The following is a 20,692-nucleotide window of genomic DNA, read 5'->3' as shown; positions in this document are numbered from 1 at the left end:
GGGTAATTCAACCGTTACAGTCCAAATATACATACTTTATTAAATATATATGGTATCCGACTTCTCTTTTTCATTAAAAAATCACACCTTTTCTACTTTCACCGACAATTTAAAATCTTCAAAATCCAGTTCTGTAGCATCGCTAATCACATCTACGATTTCAACCGATACTGCAAGAACTTGATTTGCAATATATATATTGTATTCTTCAACCGCAGCATCCATTTCATCGGTAGAAAGTATAGTTACATTCACTTTATCCGTAATATCAAAACCGTTGCTTTTACGAAGATTTTGAATACGGTTTACCAATTCGCGAGCCAAGCCTTCCTTCCGCAGACTTTCAGTAATCGTAATATCCAAAGCAACAGTCAGACGACCTTCATTTGCAACCAACCAACCAGGAATATCTTCTGAAATAATTTCCACGTCATCACGTTCAATCAAAGCTTCCTGCCCGTCTACCTTCAAAGTATATGTACCGGTATTTTCAAAAGCACTGATATCCTCCTGGCTCATTGCTTGAATTGCAGCAGCCAGGCTCTTCATTATTTTACCATAACGCGGACCTAATTTTTTGAAATCCGGTTTGATCTTCTTTACCAGAATACCTGCAGCATTACCAACAAACTTCAGTTCTTTTACATTCACTTCGTTTAATATCAAATCTTTTACAGCTTCGATACTTTCCTGTTGATGCGCATCAACAACCGGAATCATAATTGTCTGCAGCGGCTGGCGTACTTTGATATTCACCTTACGACGCAGAGCCAACACCATTGATGATACACTTTGTGCCATCTGCATACGTTCTTCCAGATTCTTGTCAATCATTGCTTCGTTTGCAACCGGGAAAGTAGACAAATGAACAGATTCTACACTTTCGCGTCCTGTTACAGCTATCAAATCATGGAACAGCTGATCCGCATAGAACGGAGCTATTGGCGCCATCAACTTAGCTACAGTTTCCAGACAAGTATATAGTGTCTGATAAGCGGATAACTTATCGGCAGTCATTCCCCCACCCCAGAAACGACGGCGGTTCAAACGTACATACCAGTTACTCAAATTATCATTAACAAAATCGGATATAGCACGTCCGGCACGCGTAGGTTCGTATGCTTCCAGATAATTGTCTACATCTTTTATTAGTGTATTCAATAATGAAAGAATCCAACGATCAATTTCGGGACGTTGGTTTATTGCAATATCCGGTTCCGAATAATCAAACCCATCCACATTTGCATACAAAGCAAAGAATGAATATGTATTATATAGCGTACCAAAAAACTTACGGCGAACTTCTTCTATGCCATCTATATCAAACTTAATATTATCCCAAGGAGAAGCATTGGTAATCATATACCAACGTAACGGATCAGAGCCATATTGCTCTATAGTGGAGAATGGGTCTACCGCATTGCCTAATCGCTTAGACATTTTGTTTCCGTTCTTATCCAAAACAAGACCGTTGGAAACAACAGCTTTATAAGCAACACTATCAAAAATCATTGTTGCCAATGCATGCAGGGTAAAGAACCATCCACGTGTTTGATCTACTCCCTCAGCGATAAAATCGGCAGGATAAATTGTCCGGCTGTCAAATGCGTCTTTATTTTCAAACGGATAATGAATCTGGGCATAAGGCATTGCACCCGAGTCAAACCAAACATCAATAAGGTCTGTCTCGCGCTTCATCGGTTTTCCACTATCCGAAACCAATATTATATCGTCTACATACGGACGGTGTAAGTCAATTTTATCATAATTATCCTTTGTATATACTTTAGCTTTAAAGTCTTTATATGGATTACTTTCCATCAAGCCAGCCTTTACCGCTTTTTCTATTTCGTTATACAATTCTTCAACCGAACCGATACACTTCTCTTCGCTTCCGTCTTCCGTACGCCAGATTGGCAAAGGAGTACCCCAGTAACGGCTACGGCTCAAATTCCAATCCTGTAAATTTTCCAACCATTTACCAAAACGGCCGGCACCAGTACTTTGAGGTTTCCAGTTGATTGTATTATTCAATTCAATCATTCTTTCACGGCAAGCAGTTGTCTTGATAAACCAGCTATCCAATGGGTAATATAACACAGGTTTATCCGTACGCCAGCAGTGCGGATAATTATGTACTTGCTTTTCAATACGGAACACACGATTCTGCACTTTCAGCATCATACATATTTCTATATCCAGCGTTTCATCTTTATCTGTCTTTGCCGGATCATAAGCGTTTTTCACGAACTTGCCCTGAAAAGGATCATAATCGGAAGCATTCATCTGATTCTGAACAAATACTGAGTCCAAATCTTCAAGTTTGTAATACTTACCGGTCATATCCACCATCGGACGTTTGTTGCCTTCCTTGTCTACCATCATTAACGGAGGAACGCCTTTAGCTTTAGCTACACGGTCGTCATCCGCACCAAATGTCGGAGCAATATGTACGATGCCCGTACCGTCTTCCACTGTTACATAATCGCCGGTAATTACGCGAAAAGCACCTTCACCCGGATTTACCCACGGGATTAGCTGTTCATAATGCATACCTTCCAGTTCTAGTCCTTTCCATTCACCAACTACACTGAAAGGAACAAGCTTATCTCCAATTTTATAATCTGTCAATGCTATATCTGCAGCTTTCGGATTAAAATAAGCTGACAACAAATCTTTAGCCAATACGACCGTCATTGGCATTCCAGTATACGGATTAAAGGTCTGAACAGCTACATAAGTAATATTAGGGCCAACACAAAGAGCCGTGTTTGATGGCAATGTCCATGGAGTCGTTGTCCAAGCCAAAAAGAATGGATCACCAAACTGAGACATTTCCGGCTTCGGATCCAGAATGCGGAACTGAGCAGTACAGGTAGTATCTTTCACATCACGATAACAACCGGGTTGATTCAATTCATGTGTACTCAAACCTGTCCCTGCAGCCGGAGAGTAAGGCTGAATCGTATATCCTTTATATAATAAACCTTTCTTATATAATTCTTTCAACAGATACCACAATGTCTCAATATAACGATTATCGTAAGTAATATATGGATCATCCATATCAACCCAATACCCCATTTTTTGCGTCAGATCTTCCCACTCTTTGGTGAATTTCATCACATCCTTACGACATGCTGCATTATAATCTGCAACAGAAATCTTTTTGCCGATATCCTCTTTCGTTATACCCAAAGCTTTTTCGACGCCCAGTTCAACAGGCAAACCATGTGTATCCCATCCGGCTTTACGTTTTACCTGAAAGCCCTTCATCGTTTTATACCGGCAGAATATATCCTTAATCGAACGAGCAATCACATGATGAATACCGGGCATACCGTTTGCAGAAGGAGGACCTTCATAAAATACAAACGAAGGATGTCCTTCACGTGTTTCAAGACTCTTATGGAAAACATCTCCGTCTTTCCATTTCTTCAGCACCTCTTTATTTACGTTTGACAAGTCAAACTTCGAATATTCGGTAAATTTCTTACTCATATCGCGATATATTTATCTTGCTTCTAAAAAATTGCCGCAAAGTTAGTTATTTAATTCGATATTGACAACACAGAATGGCAGACGGTCATTTATCTTTCTACGGCCATAAGCAAAGCTATAACTTCCGAATAATTCTGATAACCGGAAGGTATATTATTACCCTTCAGAAACCAGTCGTAAAGAACATCCTGTGCATCGCCAATCAAAGGTTTATAACGGGACCGCCAATAATCAAGTTTTTGATTATACAGATTCCGGACTTCAGGAGAAATTGTATCTTTCCATTGATTAAACTCCTCTTCGTTAAGTAAAAGATATGCATTATTCAAGACATACGTAAGCAAGGCAAAATAAGCGGAAAAACGGATTTCCGGCACCAAAGAGCGAGAGCAAACCATAAATCCGTACAAATTCGCTTCTGCTTCATTGGCTATTCCCAATACGTGAGCCATCTCATGTGCATACGTAAAAGGATATTGTACAGGCAATAAATCGGGATTCAAATTATATTCATTGAAAAACGGGCCCATATATCCTAATACACCGACACCGCTCATCAATGGGGGAATTAACATAGGTTTCGGACGAAGATAACCTGATGGTTTTATCATACCAAATCTGTCAGACAAAGTGTCGTATCCTTTTTTCACTTCGGCAGATACAAGCGCCGTATCAATCTTATCGTAAAAAAGAAAAGATGTATTTAAAGAATCCGTATAATCAGAAAGAAACGATTTAAAATCTTCGGTAACATAAGGTACATACTGAACTTGTGCACGCGTATAAAAATCCGCACGAAAATAATTCAATCCCCAAGCCAGATAGAACCAAACGTACACCCATAACAAATACTCTATCATTCGGCCGATAGTAGACTTCCACGAATATTTCTGCTTATATGCGTAAACAGGAAACAAGAGAAGCCCAACTATACTTCCATAGATAAAACAATCTCCTACAGAGAAAGGAAACAAAGAAGAAAAGCGAGATAAGCCCCATGCTATCAAAGGATAAACCTGTCGTGCGTATACTTCAGCCACTCCCGGAAAAATCATTACACACCACACACCAATCAATCCTGTTGCCAGCAAAGGCCAACGAATGTATTTCCTAACGTTTTGTATAATCACCGAATGTTTACTTTGTTCAATTTAGCTGCCTATCTGAATCTGTTTAGTTGCCTATCCAAATCAAACAAGATAGGCAGCTAAATTAATTCTTACGAGATATTTTTATTTAATAACTTCCTTACTTCTTTTTCAGAAAGGTTACGACGCCTTGCGTAATCTTTCATTTGTTCCTCATCAATAGAACCGATCATAAAATATTGAGAATCGGGATGTGCAAAATACAATCCGCTTACCGAAGCTGTCGGATACATAGCCCCATTTTCTGTCAGGTGTACACAAATACGAGACATGTCCAACATTCCATCCAATGTATAATTAAGCAACTGATCAGGTAAAGAAGGATAGCCTATTGCCGGACGAATACCCTGGTATTTCACTCTAAACAAATCCGGTATTGAAAGTGATTCATCTGGAGCATATCCCCAGTATTCCTTACGTACTTTCTCGTGCAGATACTCGGCTGTAGCTTCGGCCAAACGGTCTGTTAATGTCTGCAGAAGCATAGCACTATACATATCTCCTTCATCTTCAAACTTATCCTTCAGATAGTCAGCCCCTGCGCCTGCCGTCACCACAAATGCGCCCAGATAATCTGTACGTCCCTCCGACTTCGGAAGTATATAATCGGCCAAAGACTTATATACATCATCCCTTTTTTTCGCTTGCTGGCGCAATACAGGAATGACTGTATCGCCCATAACTAAATTATCGCCATCGCTATTAGCCGGGAAAAATCCATATATAGCTTTACAATATTCTGCTTTCATTTCAACCAAACGGTCTAGCAAACGAACTGCATCTTGATACAGCTGCATCGCTTCGGCAGCCTTTTCCCTATCTTCTTCCGGAAAGGAAGCCAACCAAGAAGCACGGCAAGCATCACAACCGTGAATTTGCGTAATTTCAGCAAAGCGTCCGTTTAATTTCCAGGCGCTAAAGAAAAAAGTCCAATGAATATACGGTATAATCTCTTCAACCGGGATATAGGGGATTACATGAACTCCCGGATTTTCAGGAACGACCGGAGAATAATCTTTCCAATTAATCTTCTGGCCATTTGCACGTGCCTCTGTTAAAGACACTAACGTCTCTTTTTTATTTCCCATCGATGCCCGCAGACGCTCATATTCTTCATTCAACTCTGCAATATAGGCATCGTGTGTATTCGGATTTAATAATTTGGCAGCAATCAGAGGATTTTGAGAAGCATCCAGCACATGAATAACCGGATAATCATAATGTGGGGCAATTTTAACTGCTGTATGCAATTTGGATGTAGTTGCACCGCCAACCATAATAGGAATTCTTAATCCGGCTTTTTGCATTTCATCAGTCACATGCACCATTTCCTCCAAAGAAGGAGTAATAAGTCCGGACAAACACACCAAGTCTGGTTGTTCTTCTATGGCTTTTTTCACAATCACTTCTGCCGGTACCATAACTCCTAAATCAATAACCTCATAATTGTTACAAGCCAGAACTATAGAAACAATATTCTTGCCTATATCATGCACATCCCCTTTTACTGTAGCAAATACGACTTTGCCTGCTTTAGCCGAACCGGCAGCCGTTTTTTCCGCTTCAATAGAAGGCTGCAAAATAGCAACCGCTTTTTTCATCGTACGAGCTGTTTTAACCACCTGTGGCAAAAACATTTTACCGGCACCAAACAAATCTCCGACTTTATTCATCCCTCCCATTAACGGACCGTCGATTATATCTACAGCACGGGGATATTGTTTTAAAGCCTCTTGCAAATCTTCTTCCAAATGGTCGCCAATACCTTTTATCAAAGCATATTCCAAACGCTCATGTAATGGTTTATCACGCCAAGCTTCATATTTTTCAACTTCCACGCTATCTTTTTCCTCATGCAAATTTTGAGCAAAAGTAATCAGTTCTTCAGCAGCCTCCGGACGGCGAGCCAAAATCACATCTTCCAATAAATCACGAAAAGCAGGTTCAATATCTTCATACAAAACACTTGAGGAAGGATTAACAATACCCATATCCATTCCCTTACGGATAGCATGATATAAGAAAACCGCATGCATTGCTTCGCGCACATAATTATTTCCGCGAAAAGAAAAAGATAAATTACTAACCCCTCCGCTGACTTTTGCTCCCGGCAGGTTTGTCTTTATCCATTCAACGGCGCGGATAAAATCAAGACCATATCCGTTATGTTCTTCCATTCCGGTAGCAATAGCCAATACGTTCGGATCAAAAATAATTCCATTCGGATCAAAATCAATTTTCTCCCGCAACAAATGGTAAGCACGTCCACAGACTTCTATTTTACGTTCAAACGTATCGGCCTGTCCTTTTTCATCAAAAGCCATCACAACAACAGCGGCTCCTAACTGCTTAATACGGGCAGCATGTTTAAGAAAAACTTCCTCACCTTCTTTCAATGAAATAGAATTTACAATACTTTTACCTTGTACACACATCAAACCTTTTTCTATGACCTCCCATTTAGAAGAGTCTATCATGACAGGTACACGGGCAATATCCGGTTCGGAGGCTATCAGATTCAGAAATGTAACCATCTCTTTAACAGTATCCAACATTCCATCATCCATATTGATGTCTATCACTTGTGCACCGTCCTCCACCTGTTTACGAGCAATCGTCAGGGCTTCCTCGTAGTTACCTTCCTTAATCAGGCGAAGAAACTTACGCGACCCTGCAACATTACAACGTTCACCAACATTCACAAAGTTGTTTTCCGGCTTCACTTCAAGCAACTCCAGTCCAGACAACCACAAACAATCCGGTTTTGCTACCGGAATATGAGGTTTGGCACCTTTAATCAAATCTGGATATTTCGCAATATGGGCTGGCGTTGTTCCGCAACATCCACCCAGTATATTCACTAAACCATCTTCTATAAAAGGCTTAACATGCATAGCCATTTTTTCAGGAGTCTCATCATACAAACCAAAGCTGTTCGGTAGTCCGGCATTTGGATATGCACTGATATAATAGGGAGCATTTTTTGCCAACTCTGCCAGATAGGGTTTCATATCAGCCGCGCCAAACGAACAGTTCAACCCTACGCTTACAATATTTGTATGTTGTACAGATGCAAGAAACGCCATTAATGTTTGACCGGAGAATGTACGTCCTCCCTGCGCCGACAAGGTAAGAGATAGCATGATCGGCAAATCTTTACCCTTTTCTTTTAATACGGTCCCAGCTGCCTCTAAACCAGCTTTTACATTCAACGTATCGAATGTGGTTTCAAAAAGAATTATATCCACACCTCCATCAACCAGAGCCTCTACCTGTTCTTTATATGCTATATATAAGTCCATATAGGTAACAGCACGATAGGCAGGATCGCTTACATCGGGACTCATTGATGCCGTTTTATTTGTAGGACCAACAGAGCCTGCTACAAAAACTTTACGATCCGTATTTTCTGCCATAAAAGTATCAGCCACTTCTCTAGCCAGTATTCCGGCAGCAAGATTAATATCACGTACATACCCCTGCATGCCATAATCTTCCATAGAAATGGCATTGGCATTAAATGTATTAGTTGCAAAAATATCCGCACCTGCACTCAGATACTGGCGATGAATCGATTGTATCACATCCGGGCGGGTAATACAAAGTAAATCATTATTGCCCTTCAGTTGTTTGGGAAAATCAGCAAAACGCTCGCCTCTGTAATCTTCCTCCTTCAATTTAAAACCTTGAACCATAGTACCCATACCACCGTCCAATATCAATATACGCTCTCTAAGAAGCTTTAAAAATGTTTCTTTATTCATATACGCTCTATTCTTCTTGTATAAATATAACTATATCCTTTGCGAACCCAAACAACCGTAATTGCAAAAAACAAACGCGTTCCCAAAATCCACAAAGCCGGTATGCCTATTGCAGCAAATATAATTGTGTCTTCTAATAAAGAGTGACAAACTGCCAGATGATAATTTAACAAATTTCCCTCACTATAAGTTAACTGTTTATTATCCATTTGTTCAACCATAATAGCACCACCATACGCAAGCCCGATAACGTTACCAACCAGCCAAAGAAAAGCCGAATTTTCCGACAACCCAAAAACTTTCATCATTGGAGATAAAGCCGTTGAAAGTCCTTTCATCAATCTAAATTCATCTAAAACATAGTGCAGAATCATCAAAACCGTTACAATCAACAAAATAGAAACAAGCACCTTCATCGAACTAGTAAACCAAAGGACAAGTACTTCCAATAAACTGTCACACACAGCCGCGCTCTCTGTTGTTCCAACATGTCCCCAACCATCGTGCGGCATTACTTGATTGAGAAAAAAAGCGATGATAAAACTCATAACGAACCGTAAACCTGTCATTCCCCAAAAAGAAGAACCTGTTTTAGCCTGTACCGATGATTCTACCATTAAATTATGTGATGTAAGGCACATCAAAGCCAGAATTGTTGCTTCTCTTACACCTAAAGACATTGAACTGATTAATGCAATCGGAGCATACAAAGGGCTAAAGATACTGGTAATAAATACAATCGCTGTTTCACCCGGTAATCCAACAAAGGAGAATGCAGGAGCTAATAAAGCAGATATTTTAGCTAACAGGCCGGAATATTGTAACAAACGAACCAACAAAGAAATAGGCAATATTATTTTAAGTAGCCATATACAAGTTTTGGCTGCTTTAGGCAACGCCTTCTTAACACATTGCCAAATGCGGTTCATTGTGTTATTTCGCATTCTTCAGATATTATCTCTTAAAAGCACGATCCATTTCGCGTCGGTCATCACGCTCCTTTATCGAATCACGCTTATCATATTCTTTCTTACCTTTAGCAATAGCTATAATAATCTTTGCCAATCCTTTTTCATTTATAAACAGTTTGGTAGGAATAATAGTAAAACCACTGGTACGTACGGCGTTATCAACTTTACGCAATTCTTTTTTGGTAAGCAAAAGCTTACGATCCCTACGTGAGACGTGGTTATTATATGTACCATAAAAGTATTCGGCAATATACATATTCTTTACCCACAACTCTCCTTTATCAACAATACAGAATGTATCAACCAAACTTGCTTTACCTAACCGGATCGATTTTATTTCTGTACCAGTCAGCACAATACCGGCCGTAAACGTATCAAGCAACTCATAATCGAATGTTGCCCGTTTATTCTTTATCTGTATGTTGTTACTAATCTTTTCTTTCATTCCTGTATTCTTTTATCAATAACTCAATCCCGGCATCAAAAGTACCAGGATAAACTCTATAAGAAGTGGCGTAATTAATATGATAGCTGTTGTTATTGAAACAAATTTCAAACGGATATTCTCTTCTATCTGCATATATGGACCAGCACCTTCCCATACAATATATAGGGTATAAAGAATAAATATACGAAGAAAAAAGAATTCCGGCAAAAGCATCAATATAATATTCAATGCGAACATCAGAGATGAAGAATATCCTACAAAACGCTGGCACAATTTCATATCCTTTTCACGTTTAAATAAACCCTGCCAAAGCTCATTCAAAAAATAAGATGCCAAATAAAAACCACCAAAAGATGAAACTAATGTCTTTATTGAAGATTTTAGAGCTAATTCAATATCAAATTCTTTTCTTGTAAACAACACTCCTAAAAAAGCGGCAACTGTAACAAGCCCGATCAAAGGATAAACAAAACGGGATAAAAATTCATCATCTTTTTCATCTTTCTTTGCCAATAAATCCCAGGCCTTTGCCGGTTGTGTTATAATAGCTATTACCCACTGAAATATCTCTTTGTACATCTTCTTTTCTATTTAAAAAAGCAAAAATATAAAAAATATAAAGGATTCGTCTTCACTATTGCCTTTTTATTCATTGATTGGCAAGGCAACCATATCCGACGAAGTCCATATACAAGCCGTCGTATCGGAATTAAAACTACGTGGATAATTAAACTTGAATTTTAAACTATCCAACCCCGCATTCTTTTCTATTTCACCCGATTCCTTCACAAATTTCTCTAAATCTAAAGCAATTGGCAATGTATAGCGGGAACCTGTCATACCTGTCATATCTTCAGCCGTTGCCGTACGAAGATACAAGTTATAGACACGATTATTATTACGGTCAATAGTCGCTTCCTGTTTCGGATTATAGGTCAATTCAAAAAGAGTAGTTTGTCCATCCACATAATTACCATGTTCCGTAAAAAGAAAAAAACGATTTTTCAAATACATACTTCTCTGCAATGAAAAACTTATAAAACATTCATTATCCAATATACGGGTTGTATCTGTCAGGTTCGGAGATAAACCAAATACCGGAACCGGTTCATACTTTAATATTTCTGCCCTGTATTTTGAATACCCTGGCAAAGATTCTTTTGAAGCATGATCTATTGTATAATTCAACAAACAGCAATCTCCGGCTTTCAAAGCCATTGTATCCAGGGCTGGCGAATAAATAACATCACCTTCCCATAAACAAACGCCTAATTCCGGCTCTTCCTGAATAACACCTAATTGGCCTCCAAACGTCTGTTTATCTTCATCCTGGCCCATGCATGAAACCAGTAAAACCAGCAACGTAATCACACTATACCACTTACACATCTTCATCTTACACTACTATTTTCTCTGCAAAGGTAGTAAATAATAAGGAGAAATAGATAATATTCCCTATAATCAGGTATATACAAACCACTTAAAACAAAAAAGTCCTGACCCGGAATTTATTTTACCGGGTCAGGACTTACTTTATCTTTTATACGAATTATTTTCCAGTCGTATTATCTGCAGGAACAGAGAGTTTCATCCACGTAGGATCTGTTGATGTCCAGGTAAACTTAGTAGGATCTTTTGCATCAATTTCTTTGATATAATTGATTTTAATATAATACTCTTTATTACCCAAATCCTTTTCCTTTGTGTTGAAACCATCAATCATTGTTTTAGCATCAAATGCGTTAACCACAACTGAGTTCAAAGACGGAGTCTGACCTTCTGTCTTAATTGCAGCTCTCAAGAAAACAGAATAGATTCTCTTTCCGTTTTCTTCAACAGCTGTCTGATTTCCATCATACGACAAGTACCAGTTTGACTCTTGCTTTGTTAAATGTGTAAAATCCGAGAACAAGAATAGCATTCCTTCTAAATATGCAGCACCATAACGAGTATCAATAGGGCTCGTAACAGCTTGTTCCTTATCCAGAAGTTTAGTTGTATCTCCCATTATAGGGTTAGCATACCATCTGTCAACATTAGTCGGTACAGCATTCATTGTTGCATAATAATACCCGTTGGAAGCAGCATTTGCATTTTCTGCAGCATCAAAATCAATCGTGAAAGAAGCCAATACACACTGACCGGGCAAATAACCGGCAGTTTCCAAACTAGGAGAATAAATAGCAGCACCTGCTGCTGTTTTGATTATAGTCTTATAATCCTTTGAAGTAGAGATAACACCAGGTATAGACGACAATGTCTGTTGGTTATTTGAATCACCAAGACAAGAGGTCAACAAAAGTAAGGCAGACGCCACTACCATTCCTAAAAATCCACGTTTCTTCATTTTAATTTCTGTTTTTAAGTATTTGTATATTTATGAATTATTATTCTATTCCATTTTAGAAACCTAACCGGAAACCTAACTGAAAATTCACATTAAACGGCTTTTCTGAATGAATCGTTTCAATGCTACTTCCATTATCAAAATAATATCCGGCACCAACTTCGGCAAATGCACTTACAAAACGAATCAACGGGTAACTTACACCAGCGCGGGCATTAACAGACCAAAGCCATTCTTTCATCCGCACGCGTTCCGATACACTGGATATTTCTTTATCATCAAAAAAGAATTTTGACCGTTGCTTTCCTGCAACATTAACTTCTGCCATAGCTCCGGCTGCTGCATAAACCTGAAAACGATTCCATTCTACAATTTTATAAGCAACCGAAAGAGGTATTCCGATAAAATGCAATTTCTGTTTTACCTCACCATGATAAGAACCATTCGTTGTCCATTCAGAAGATAAAAAAGAATAATTAAGCCCTGTCTGCAACGAAAAACGGTTATTCAAATAACGACTCACCGATAATCCGAAAGAGACCGGTGTTTTATGGTGTACATCTGTTTTCGGCAATTCTTCATTAAAAAAAGGAGCATTCATCGAAAGCAATTGATCACTTGTCAACAACGCACTTTTCATCATATACTGGGGGACAGAATTATCCGCTCCAATCGAAAGGCCTCCTCCCCCCATACCGAATCCCCATTTACGGGAAGCCGTTGATTTTTTCTTTTTTATCACAGGTGTTGCATCTGCAATCAATGCTTTATTCTGCGATTCTTTCTCTGCTAAAACCTGAATATCTTCTGTTTTTGCATCTTCTGTCAACAGCTGTTGTGCAAAATCTGCAGTAACTATACTATCGGTCTGCATTTTTTTAGCAGATAACATATTTACTTCCGGAACAACATTTGCGTGAGAACTAATCATAGTCCTTTTACCTTGGCTTTTTGCAGGAGACCGTACAACTGCCACATTCATCTTCTTTGTCTTATTTTCATCCTGTTTTACAGAAGTTTCCGACACTTCGGCAATCACCTTTTTATCTTCAATTATATGGTTCTCTATCTCCTTTGTATGTTCTATTATTTCCTTTGCTATCGGAAGATCGGACTGTTCGTGGTTAAATAAATAAACACTACCCGTAATCATCAACAAAGAAACAACTGCTGCTGCAGCCCAATAATATAAAGTTTTACGAAAAGGAACAGATACTTCCTTGGGCAAACGATCGGCTATAGCCTCCCAATCGCCTGGCATTGTATCCATTTCGAAATCCTCCAATTTCGAACGGAACAAATCATCAAATTTATCTCTTTCCTTACCTTTCATTTCAATACAACTCATTAATCTTACGTTGCAACAACTGCTTAGCCCGTGTAAATTGCGATCGCGATGTGCTTTCTGTGATATTCAACATTTCACTAATTTCTTTATGCGAATAGCCTTCTATTGCAAACATGTTAAACACAGCACGAAAACCGGCAGGTAATTCCTGCACTAATGCCATCAACTCTGCTGCAGACAAATCTGAAACAACGGAGCTGTCCGGATTAATCAACTCTGCCGTATTATCCAAATCCGTAGCCTCACGCAGTACATCCGATTTACGTAAATATTCCAACGCACAATTGACAAAGATCTTCCGCATCCACCCTTCAAAGGAACCTATTCCCGTATATGAATCCACACTGGTAAATACTTTCACGAAACCATCTTGCAACAAATCACGGGCAGTCTCCCTGTCGCTCACATAACGCAGACAAACTCCCATCATTTTACGGGAATAAATATCATACAGCTCCTTTTGAGCCAATCTATTTCCCTTCCGACAACCTTCTATCAGTTGTTGTTCCTTCATTCAGCAGTGCTTGGATACCTTCCGTTTACGGCGGTGATACAATATAATGATGTTATTAATTTAATAAACGCTGCATTGCATAGAAAAAAAATTCAAAAAAAGGCGGACAAAATAGCCCGCCTTTTATATTACTACGGAATACCATGCAAATATACAATGTTCCGATGAAAATCTTTGTTAATGAGCATTTTCTTAATTACTTTTTTTTGAAGGAGGAACCGGACAACCCGCTCCTTTATCCACAGCGACAGCCTCCATACCAATCTTCTTAAAAGCTGAAATTAATTTCACTTCCGACGTTTTACCAGCTTTGTACGTAATAATGGCCGTACGGGTGGCAAGATCACATTTTAAATCAGTTACACCCTTTTCGAAAGCGATATTCTTCTCTATTTTTTTAATGCAATGATCACAATCCATCGCTGCTATATAAAAAGTAGATGTTTCTTTTTTGTTTTTTGAATCTTGAGAAAACGCCGGTGAAAAAGCAAATAACACACACAACAGTGTCAAAAGTAATTGTTTCATATCACTATAATTTAAAGTAAATAATTTATCATTAATCACGACTAATATTAAAACGGACACCAGCATATAGCTTCCTTCCATGTACAGGCCCCCAGACCATAGAACCGTCAAAGTTTTCTCCCCGGGGATTTTCTGCATCTATAATAGGATTCTTTTGTTTGTAATTAAACAAATTTTCGGCACCTATATAAATTGACCACCGACGAAAATACTTCGTAACCTGTGCATTCACAACTGTATATGCATTAAAATCAGGTTTCCATAATGGATTTACTTTATCTGGCATTGGCATACGTCCGCCCCCATTAAACTGTCCGGTTACGTCAAACTGCCACTTTTTCAAAGGAGTCTGGTATGAAGCTGTAAGTAGTCCTTTAAAATCACTTACCAAAGGCTTCTTTAGACGAGTTATTTTACCTTCAACATCTTTATAATCGGTTTTAGCATCCGTATAGCGATATGCGGCAGTTAAAGTAAATCCCCTGAAAAAAGGATAAGTCGCCTCAACCTGAAAACTATTGGAATATGACCGGCCGTCCAGATTATAGAAACTCACAGCATGCGGATCACTATCCATATCAACAACAACCTGTTTCAGAAAATCGGTATAATACCATTCTCCGTTCAATGTCAGTTCCTTGCCAAACAAAGGTATATAAAAAGAAAGATTTAAACCCGTATTCCAAGCTTCTTCCTGATCCAAATGATCTGCAATATCTATTTTACGACTACTAGCAAGCAGGAAATTATTTTCGGCTAGCACATTTGCCGTACGAAAACCTTTCCCTGCAGAGGCACGAATATGGAACCAGGTAAAAGGATTATATTTAATATGTATTCGGGGAGTAACAAAAAAATCATACGATGTACTATAATCAGCCCGCAGCCCGGCTAAAAGAATCAGTTTATCATTTAGATTGTATGTGTATTGAGCGTATGCCCCGGCCACTGTTTCCGAACGATCATAAAAAGAATGCTCCATTACATTATTGACTGGCTGTCCAAGATTTTCATCAAATCCGTCATAATTAAGGCTCAACCCTGCACTTAAACTATGCTTAGGTGTAAATTCCTTTTCATACAATAAGGAAGCATACACATTTTTCTGATATACATTGTAAGGCGTACGGTCATATCTGGATTTTTGCTCATGATACGAACCGGAAAGTATCAGAGCAACGCTTTCCACCTTCTCTTTATCAATAATATAGGCCTGTTTAGTAAACAATTCCGCACGGTTCGTATTCAGTTTAACCTGATATGGATCAACGAAATCATGGTGTTTGGTAACCTGTCCGCCTGTCCGGTCTTCATGCAGATAACGAACACCATACTGAGCAACATAGTTATCCAATTTATGAAACCACCGGTTCATCACATTAACTTGTTCCTTTAACGGCGTATCTAAAAATCCGTCGTCGTTGCCGTCATGCTGCATTTTATCATTTGAATAATGCACGAATAATCCGGTAGACAACTTATCATTAACATGCCAGGAAGCATCTGCATTTCCTTCATAGCGTCCGGCATCACTGACAAAAAGGTTTCCGGAAAAAATATCTGCTGTAGGAGGCTTTTTAAATTCCACATTGATCTGCCCGGCCAATGCTTCATAGCCATTCTTTACAGACGAAGTACCTTTCGATACCTGAATACTCTCCATCCAGGGGCCCGGAACATAATCCAAACCATAGGGAGACGCAGCTCCACGAAAATTCGGATAATTTTCTGTCAGCATCTGCACATACGTACCAGACAGTCCCAACAATTTAATCTGTCGCGCACCGGTTGCAGCATCAGCATAAGAAACATCTACAGAAGGGTTTGTTTCAAAACTTTCCGCCAAATTACAGCAAGCTGCACGGCAAAGTTCATCATAAGTAATTTTCTGAGTTTGTAAAACACTTACCCGGGAAGCAATAGTTCCCATTTTACGTTCACTTACAACCACCTCATCCAAGGCAACCTCTCCTTTCAGTACAACATGAAGCTCTTCTTTCGAACCTTTCACCGGGACAACAGCAGTAGTATATCCTATATAACTTACCACCAGATTTTCTACTTTCCCTTTCTTCGGTAATACAAAATGGCCATTCATGTCTGAAGTGGTACCTTGTTGCGTCCCTTCCCAATACACATTAGCCCCTATAATGGGTTGGTTATTTTCATCCAAGACACGTCCTTTCACATCATTTTCCGCGGCAATGGCGCAAAAAGAAACCAGGAAAAACAATATTATAAAATAAATATGTTTCAACATAAAATTCTTTCAATTTAATTCATATAAGTACAATTACTACAATCGTCAAACGATCGTAATATGATTATTCATCCAAATAAAGTTGAACTTACAGAAATTAAATCAAAAGAATTGTGAGGATAGACAAATACAACCGTGGACAATTAACTGGAGGTCCAATAGAAGTAACAGATAATAAATCTTTTATTTGAAGTTCAGGAAGTAAAGAAATATTCAGTGCCTTAGCAAACCACAAATCAAAAACAGCCGGTTGCAAATTAGGGAATAAAGATTGTACAGAAGTCCAGTCAAAATGCAATCTTTCCATTCCGCATTCAGTTGTGCACCCATCAACATAAAGCATTTGATTCGCTTTTTGCACAGAGTGATCATGATCATGAAGTTCACAGCATTGGTTCTCTATTATGGCCTCTATGCCAGCAACACGGCAATGGTTACAACAATACGATATAATATTCACGCCGGCTCCACCATAGAACACAAGCCCGGCAAGCATAAGTATCAATAAAATTGTAACCTTCTGTTTCATATCGCACAAAGATACAAGAATCTCTTAACAAACACTAACAGTTAATATTATTTAGGGAAATCTGAGAGATAGTAATAAGTCTCTTTGGAAGGAGCTCCTTCTATGTGATAACGGGTAGAAGCCGAAACACTAAATGTATAACCTCTTTCTACTAAAGAATCCACAGGCAGATAAATTTCATTTGCATGCACATTCGTCATCAATATACATTTAGAAGCATCGGAATCAATAGAATCCGACAAAGAATAATATACCGTATAAGTCAGGTCTTGCTTTTCGGAAGCAGGCTTTTGCCATGAAAGTTTAAGCTCATTACCAGTCCGTTGTACGTAAACTTCTTCGGGAGAAGACGGTACAGTATTATTCAACCAGGTAAGCGGAGGTAATTGCGCCGGGTATTTATAATATACATTGACTAATTCATCATACAGCCCCTTACTGTTATCCAGTACATTTTCACAGCGGAAGAAAGCACAGCCTGCCCCGCCATAATATCGGCTATAATCAATCTGATCGGTAATATCGTTCACCGTCCAGTCCGCATCTTTCTTATCCATGCGATAAGCACCAAGTCCCGGCACCACCAGACGCCCATTACAATTCTCTACCCAATTATCCATAAAAGGGAAAAAGTTATCATGCAAATAATACATCATAGGAACAATCATATCCTGTTTACCCCGCAACATCCACATTTTAGGGTCCTGAAAAACACTTTCATAAGCTGTCCATCCCGCATCAGGAACACGGGGAATACGGTTATATTTACCTAGAGGGGAACTACTTACCTGTACCCAAGGCTTTGCCTGTTTCACCCAATCATAAATCTCAACCACCATCCGGTTGATATTATTACGCCGCCAATTATCTAATGACTCCTTTTTTCCATACATCTTATATACGCTTTTATCCGGGAAACGATTCGCCTGCTCCGGATAACGGATGTAATCGAAATGAATGCCGTCAACATCATAATTATTCACAATTTCTTTTACCAACGACAAGATATAATTGGCCGTACCCGGAACACCCGGATCAAGATACCATTCACCATTATGCAATTTACATAATTTAGGCTGGCGTTTCACCACCGACAAACGTCCTTGCTCTTTCACATTCTTGGCCGTACCCAAAGGAAATGTCACAAACCAGGCATGGCATTCCATCCCCCGTTTGTGACATTCTTTTATTGCAAATGCCAACGGATCATATCCGGGCATTACTCCTTCTTTTCCGGAAAATACTTTACTTGCCGGTTCTATGGCAGAGCGGTAAATAACGTTACCACGTAAACGAACCTGCAAAAAAACAGTATTGAAATTAGCATTTTGCAAACGATCCAGGATATTGCAAAGTTCTTGTTGCTGGGCTTTTATGCCTGCCTGCGTTGTAGCCGGTCGATGTGGCCAGTCCAAGCCATAAACAGTTGTAAGCCACACCGCACGTACTTCATGCTTAGGTAAATTCATCGCAAATGCACTTTGTATCCACAAAGCCCACAGCAATAACCAACAATATCTTTTCATTTACACACGTTCTATTTAGCGCGCGAATTTAATAATTTCTGCAAAACAACCGGCTCATCTGTTGTAATAAAATCAACTCCATTTGCAATCATCTCTTTCATTACAGCTTCTTCATTCACAGTCCATACGTTAATTGTCAAACCAAGCTTCTTTGCTTCAGGAATCCAATCAGGATGTTGTCTTAATACATTAAACTGATAGTCCAATCCCGCAAAACCCAAATCTTTCAATTCACGGGGAGATAATTCTCCGTTCAAATAGGCAACTTTTGCCTTCGGTGCCAAACGGATCAGTTCTTTACCAGCATCCAGGCTAAAAGTAATATATTCGGTCTTCTTGGCCAGTCCTTTTTTATTAATCATGTCAACAACAATACGTGCAGCTTCACGATTACGTTCCGGTGTGTCATGTACTTTCAATTCAAAAATCAGCTTTGTATTTTTCAATGCCTTAGCTTTGTCCAGGTACTGTTCCAATGTAGGTAAAGTTTCACCATTACCCAACTTCAAATCTTTCAGTTGAGCATAAGGAGTCTTTTGAATGTTCAACCCCTGAATATCCATATCATGGTAAACAACGGGGACATTATCAGAGGTCAAATGAACATCAAACTCGGAACCATACGCTTTAATCTGGTCTGCCAATTCTAAAGAACGGATAGAATTCTGAGCAGAACCTTCTGTTTTCCAATACCCCCGATGTGCAATCACTTTCGTCTTATCCTTCGCAACAGCAGGCAGTGCCATCAAAGCACAGAGAAGGACAACAATAGTAGTTTTTAATTTCATGGTAAAAATATAATATATAAAATTAAACAAAAAGGCAGGCACTAAAGCCTGCCCTGATAACTATTTTCCTATTTCAGACAGATACCGTTCGGCTTCTATAGCAGCTTTGCATCCGCTTCCTGCAGCTGTAATAGCCTGGCGATAAATCGGGTCTGCCACATCTCCTGCGGCAAAAACGCCCGGCACAGTAGTACGGGGTGTTCCCGGTATTGTCTTTATATAACCAATTTCGTCTGTTTCCAACCATTCTTTAAAAATATCAGAGTTTGGTTTATGACCAATAGCCAAAAAGAAACCATCAATAGCAATATCAACCTTTTCTTCGTCGGGTTGTCCCATTTTCTTTATCAGATGAGCTCCCTCCACACCACTTTCGCCAAACAGTCCAATTGTATTATGCTCAAACAATACGATAATATTGGGAGTGTTAAACACACGTTCTTGCATTACTTTTGATGCACGCAGATAAGGTTTACGCACTATCAGATAAACTTGTTTTGCCAAACCCGACAGGTAGATAGCTTCTTCGCATGCCGTATCCCCCCCCCCTACAACAGCAACAATCTTTTTACGATAGAAAAAGCCGTCGCAAGTAGCACAAGCCGATACTCCCATACCTGCATATTTCTGTTCATCGGGAATACCCAGATATTTGGCCGTCGCACCTGTCGATATAATAACCGCTTCGGATTCAATCACTTTCTCTCCATCAATTGTGATCTTATATGGAGCAGATGATAAATCCGATGCAGTTGCAATGCCCATACGAATATCCGCACCGAAACGAACAGCCTGTTTTTTCAGGTCTTCCATCAATTCCGGCCCTGTTATACCATTAGGATAACCCGGGAAATTTTCAACTTCGGTTGTCGTTGTAAGCTGTCCACCCGGCTGAATACCCTCATAAAGCACTGGGTTCAGGTTTGCACGAGAGGCATAGATTGCGGCCGTATATCCGGCAGGGCCCGAACCGATAATCAGGCAGCGAACTTTTTCATTTGTTGAGTTGTCCATAGTCTT

At 39.3% G+C, this 20,692-nt stretch carries 16 protein-coding genes; all 16 read right to left on the bottom strand.

All coding sequences use genetic code 11. The annotated features are described in order from the left end of the window. Window positions 1–81: 81 nt before the first annotated feature. Window positions 82–3,501 carry an isoleucine--tRNA ligase gene (gene ileS, locus C4S38_RS13660; protein ID WP_103984155.1) on the bottom strand — a complete coding sequence of 1,140 codons (3,420 nt, stop codon included), beginning with the start codon at window positions 3,499–3,501 and terminating at the stop codon, window positions 82–84. A gap of 89 nt (window positions 3,502–3,590) precedes the next feature. Continuing rightward, the gene (locus C4S38_RS13655) at window positions 3,591–4,556 is read right to left on the bottom strand and encodes a DUF3810 domain-containing protein (protein WP_103984172.1); all 966 of its coding nucleotides are present in this window, start codon (window positions 4,554–4,556) and stop codon (window positions 3,591–3,593) included. Between the two features lie 164 nt (window positions 4,557–4,720). Next, a complete protein-coding gene (gene metH, locus C4S38_RS13650; protein ID WP_103984154.1) occupies window positions 4,721–8,413 on the bottom strand; it encodes a methionine synthase in 3,693 nt (1,230 codons plus the stop codon). Beyond that, window positions 8,410–9,342, bottom strand: a complete 933-nt coding sequence (locus C4S38_RS13645) for a nucleoside recognition domain-containing protein (RefSeq protein ID WP_234999390.1) — start codon at window positions 9,340–9,342, stop codon at window positions 8,410–8,412. Before C4S38_RS13645 ends, metH begins: the two co-directional genes overlap by 4 nt. A 25-nt stretch (window positions 9,343–9,367) precedes the next feature. Beyond that, window positions 9,368–9,829, bottom strand: coding sequence for an SsrA-binding protein SmpB (gene smpB, locus C4S38_RS13640; RefSeq protein ID WP_103984152.1), 462 nt, complete (start codon window positions 9,827–9,829; stop codon window positions 9,368–9,370). A gap of 15 nt (window positions 9,830–9,844) precedes the next feature. After that, window positions 9,845–10,411: a YIP1 family protein gene (locus C4S38_RS13635; RefSeq protein ID WP_103984151.1), complete on the bottom strand. Its 567-nt coding sequence runs from the start codon at window positions 10,409–10,411 to the stop codon at window positions 9,845–9,847. A gap of 66 nt (window positions 10,412–10,477) precedes the next feature. Continuing rightward, a complete protein-coding gene (locus C4S38_RS13630; RefSeq protein WP_103984150.1) occupies window positions 10,478–11,227 on the bottom strand; it encodes a BFO_2992 family lipoprotein in 750 nt (249 codons plus the stop codon). A 154-nt stretch (window positions 11,228–11,381) separates the two neighbouring features. Further along, window positions 11,382–12,179, bottom strand: a complete 798-nt coding sequence (locus C4S38_RS13625) for a BFO_2992 family lipoprotein (RefSeq protein WP_103984149.1) — start codon at window positions 12,177–12,179, stop codon at window positions 11,382–11,384. 55 nt (window positions 12,180–12,234) lie between these two features. Beyond that, complete coding sequence (locus C4S38_RS13620; protein ID WP_103984148.1) at window positions 12,235–13,512, bottom strand: porin family protein; 1,278 nt, start codon at window positions 13,510–13,512, stop codon at window positions 12,235–12,237. A 1-nt stretch (window position 13,513) separates the two neighbouring features. Next, window positions 13,514–14,041, bottom strand: a complete 528-nt coding sequence (locus tag C4S38_RS13615; protein ID WP_103984147.1) for an RNA polymerase sigma factor — start codon at window positions 14,039–14,041, stop codon at window positions 13,514–13,516. 192 nt (window positions 14,042–14,233) lie between these two features. After that, entirely contained in the window at window positions 14,234–14,569 is a 336-nt protein-coding gene (locus C4S38_RS13610) for a cation transporter (RefSeq protein WP_099465842.1), read from the bottom strand. Between the two features lie 31 nt (window positions 14,570–14,600). Then, entirely contained in the window at window positions 14,601–16,829 is a 2,229-nt protein-coding gene (locus C4S38_RS13605) for a TonB-dependent receptor (RefSeq protein ID WP_103984146.1), read from the bottom strand. A gap of 97 nt (window positions 16,830–16,926) precedes the next feature. Beyond that, a complete protein-coding gene (locus C4S38_RS13600; protein WP_103984145.1) occupies window positions 16,927–17,358 on the bottom strand; it encodes a hypothetical protein in 432 nt (143 codons plus the stop codon). 47 nt (window positions 17,359–17,405) lie between these two features. Beyond that, a complete protein-coding gene (locus C4S38_RS13595; RefSeq protein WP_103984144.1) occupies window positions 17,406–18,884 on the bottom strand; it encodes a glycoside hydrolase family 10 protein in 1,479 nt (492 codons plus the stop codon). Window positions 18,885–18,895: 11 nt separating this feature from the next. After that, a complete protein-coding gene (locus tag C4S38_RS13590) occupies window positions 18,896–19,672 on the bottom strand; it encodes a glycerophosphodiester phosphodiesterase family protein (protein ID WP_103984171.1) in 777 nt (258 codons plus the stop codon). Window positions 19,673–19,732: 60 nt separating this feature from the next. Next, the gene (gene trxB / locus C4S38_RS13585) at window positions 19,733–20,686 is read right to left on the bottom strand and encodes a thioredoxin-disulfide reductase (RefSeq protein ID WP_099465823.1); all 954 of its coding nucleotides are present in this window, start codon (window positions 20,684–20,686) and stop codon (window positions 19,733–19,735) included. Window positions 20,687–20,692 lie beyond the last annotated feature (6 nt).

It is taken from the genome of Parabacteroides chinchillae (assembly GCF_900108035.1).
Classification (GTDB): Bacteria; Bacteroidota; Bacteroidia; order Bacteroidales; family Tannerellaceae; genus Parabacteroides; species Parabacteroides chinchillae.
The sequence above is the reverse complement of the archived record's forward strand: the minus strand, read 5'-3'. Positions and strand labels throughout refer to the sequence as shown.

Excerpts from the sequence above, each read along its gene's own strand:
- ileS (WP_103984155.1), bottom strand. The coding sequence starts at position 3,501 with ATGAGTAAGAAATTTACCGAATATTCGAAGTTTGACTTGTCAAACGTA.
- C4S38_RS13655 (WP_103984172.1), bottom strand. The coding sequence starts at position 4,556 with ATGATTTTTCCGGGAGTGGCTGAAGTATACGCACGACAGGTTTATCCT.
- metH (WP_103984154.1), bottom strand. The coding sequence starts at position 8,413 with ATGAATAAAGAAACATTTTTAAAGCTTCTTAGAGAGCGTATATTGATA.
- C4S38_RS13645 (WP_234999390.1), bottom strand. The coding sequence starts at position 9,342 with ATGAACCGCATTTGGCAATGTGTTAAGAAGGCGTTGCCTAAAGCAGCC.
- smpB (WP_103984152.1), bottom strand. The coding sequence starts at position 9,829 with ATGAAAGAAAAGATTAGTAACAACATACAGATAAAGAATAAACGGGCA.
- C4S38_RS13635 (WP_103984151.1), bottom strand. The coding sequence starts at position 10,411 with ATGTACAAAGAGATATTTCAGTGGGTAATAGCTATTATAACACAACCG.
- C4S38_RS13630 (WP_103984150.1), bottom strand. The coding sequence starts at position 11,227 with ATGAAGATGTGTAAGTGGTATAGTGTGATTACGTTGCTGGTTTTACTG.
- C4S38_RS13625 (WP_103984149.1), bottom strand. The coding sequence starts at position 12,179 with ATGAAGAAACGTGGATTTTTAGGAATGGTAGTGGCGTCTGCCTTACTT.
- C4S38_RS13620 (WP_103984148.1), bottom strand. The coding sequence starts at position 13,512 with ATGAAAGGTAAGGAAAGAGATAAATTTGATGATTTGTTCCGTTCGAAA.
- C4S38_RS13615 (WP_103984147.1), bottom strand. The coding sequence starts at position 14,041 with ATGAAGGAACAACAACTGATAGAAGGTTGTCGGAAGGGAAATAGATTG.
- C4S38_RS13610 (WP_099465842.1), bottom strand. The coding sequence starts at position 14,569 with ATGAAACAATTACTTTTGACACTGTTGTGTGTGTTATTTGCTTTTTCA.
- C4S38_RS13605 (WP_103984146.1), bottom strand. The coding sequence starts at position 16,829 with ATGTTGAAACATATTTATTTTATAATATTGTTTTTCCTGGTTTCTTTT.
- C4S38_RS13600 (WP_103984145.1), bottom strand. The coding sequence starts at position 17,358 with ATGAAACAGAAGGTTACAATTTTATTGATACTTATGCTTGCCGGGCTT.
- C4S38_RS13595 (WP_103984144.1), bottom strand. The coding sequence starts at position 18,884 with ATGAAAAGATATTGTTGGTTATTGCTGTGGGCTTTGTGGATACAAAGT.
- C4S38_RS13590 (WP_103984171.1), bottom strand. The coding sequence starts at position 19,672 with ATGAAATTAAAAACTACTATTGTTGTCCTTCTCTGTGCTTTGATGGCA.
- trxB (WP_099465823.1), bottom strand. The coding sequence starts at position 20,686 with ATGGACAACTCAACAAATGAAAAAGTTCGCTGCCTGATTATCGGTTCG.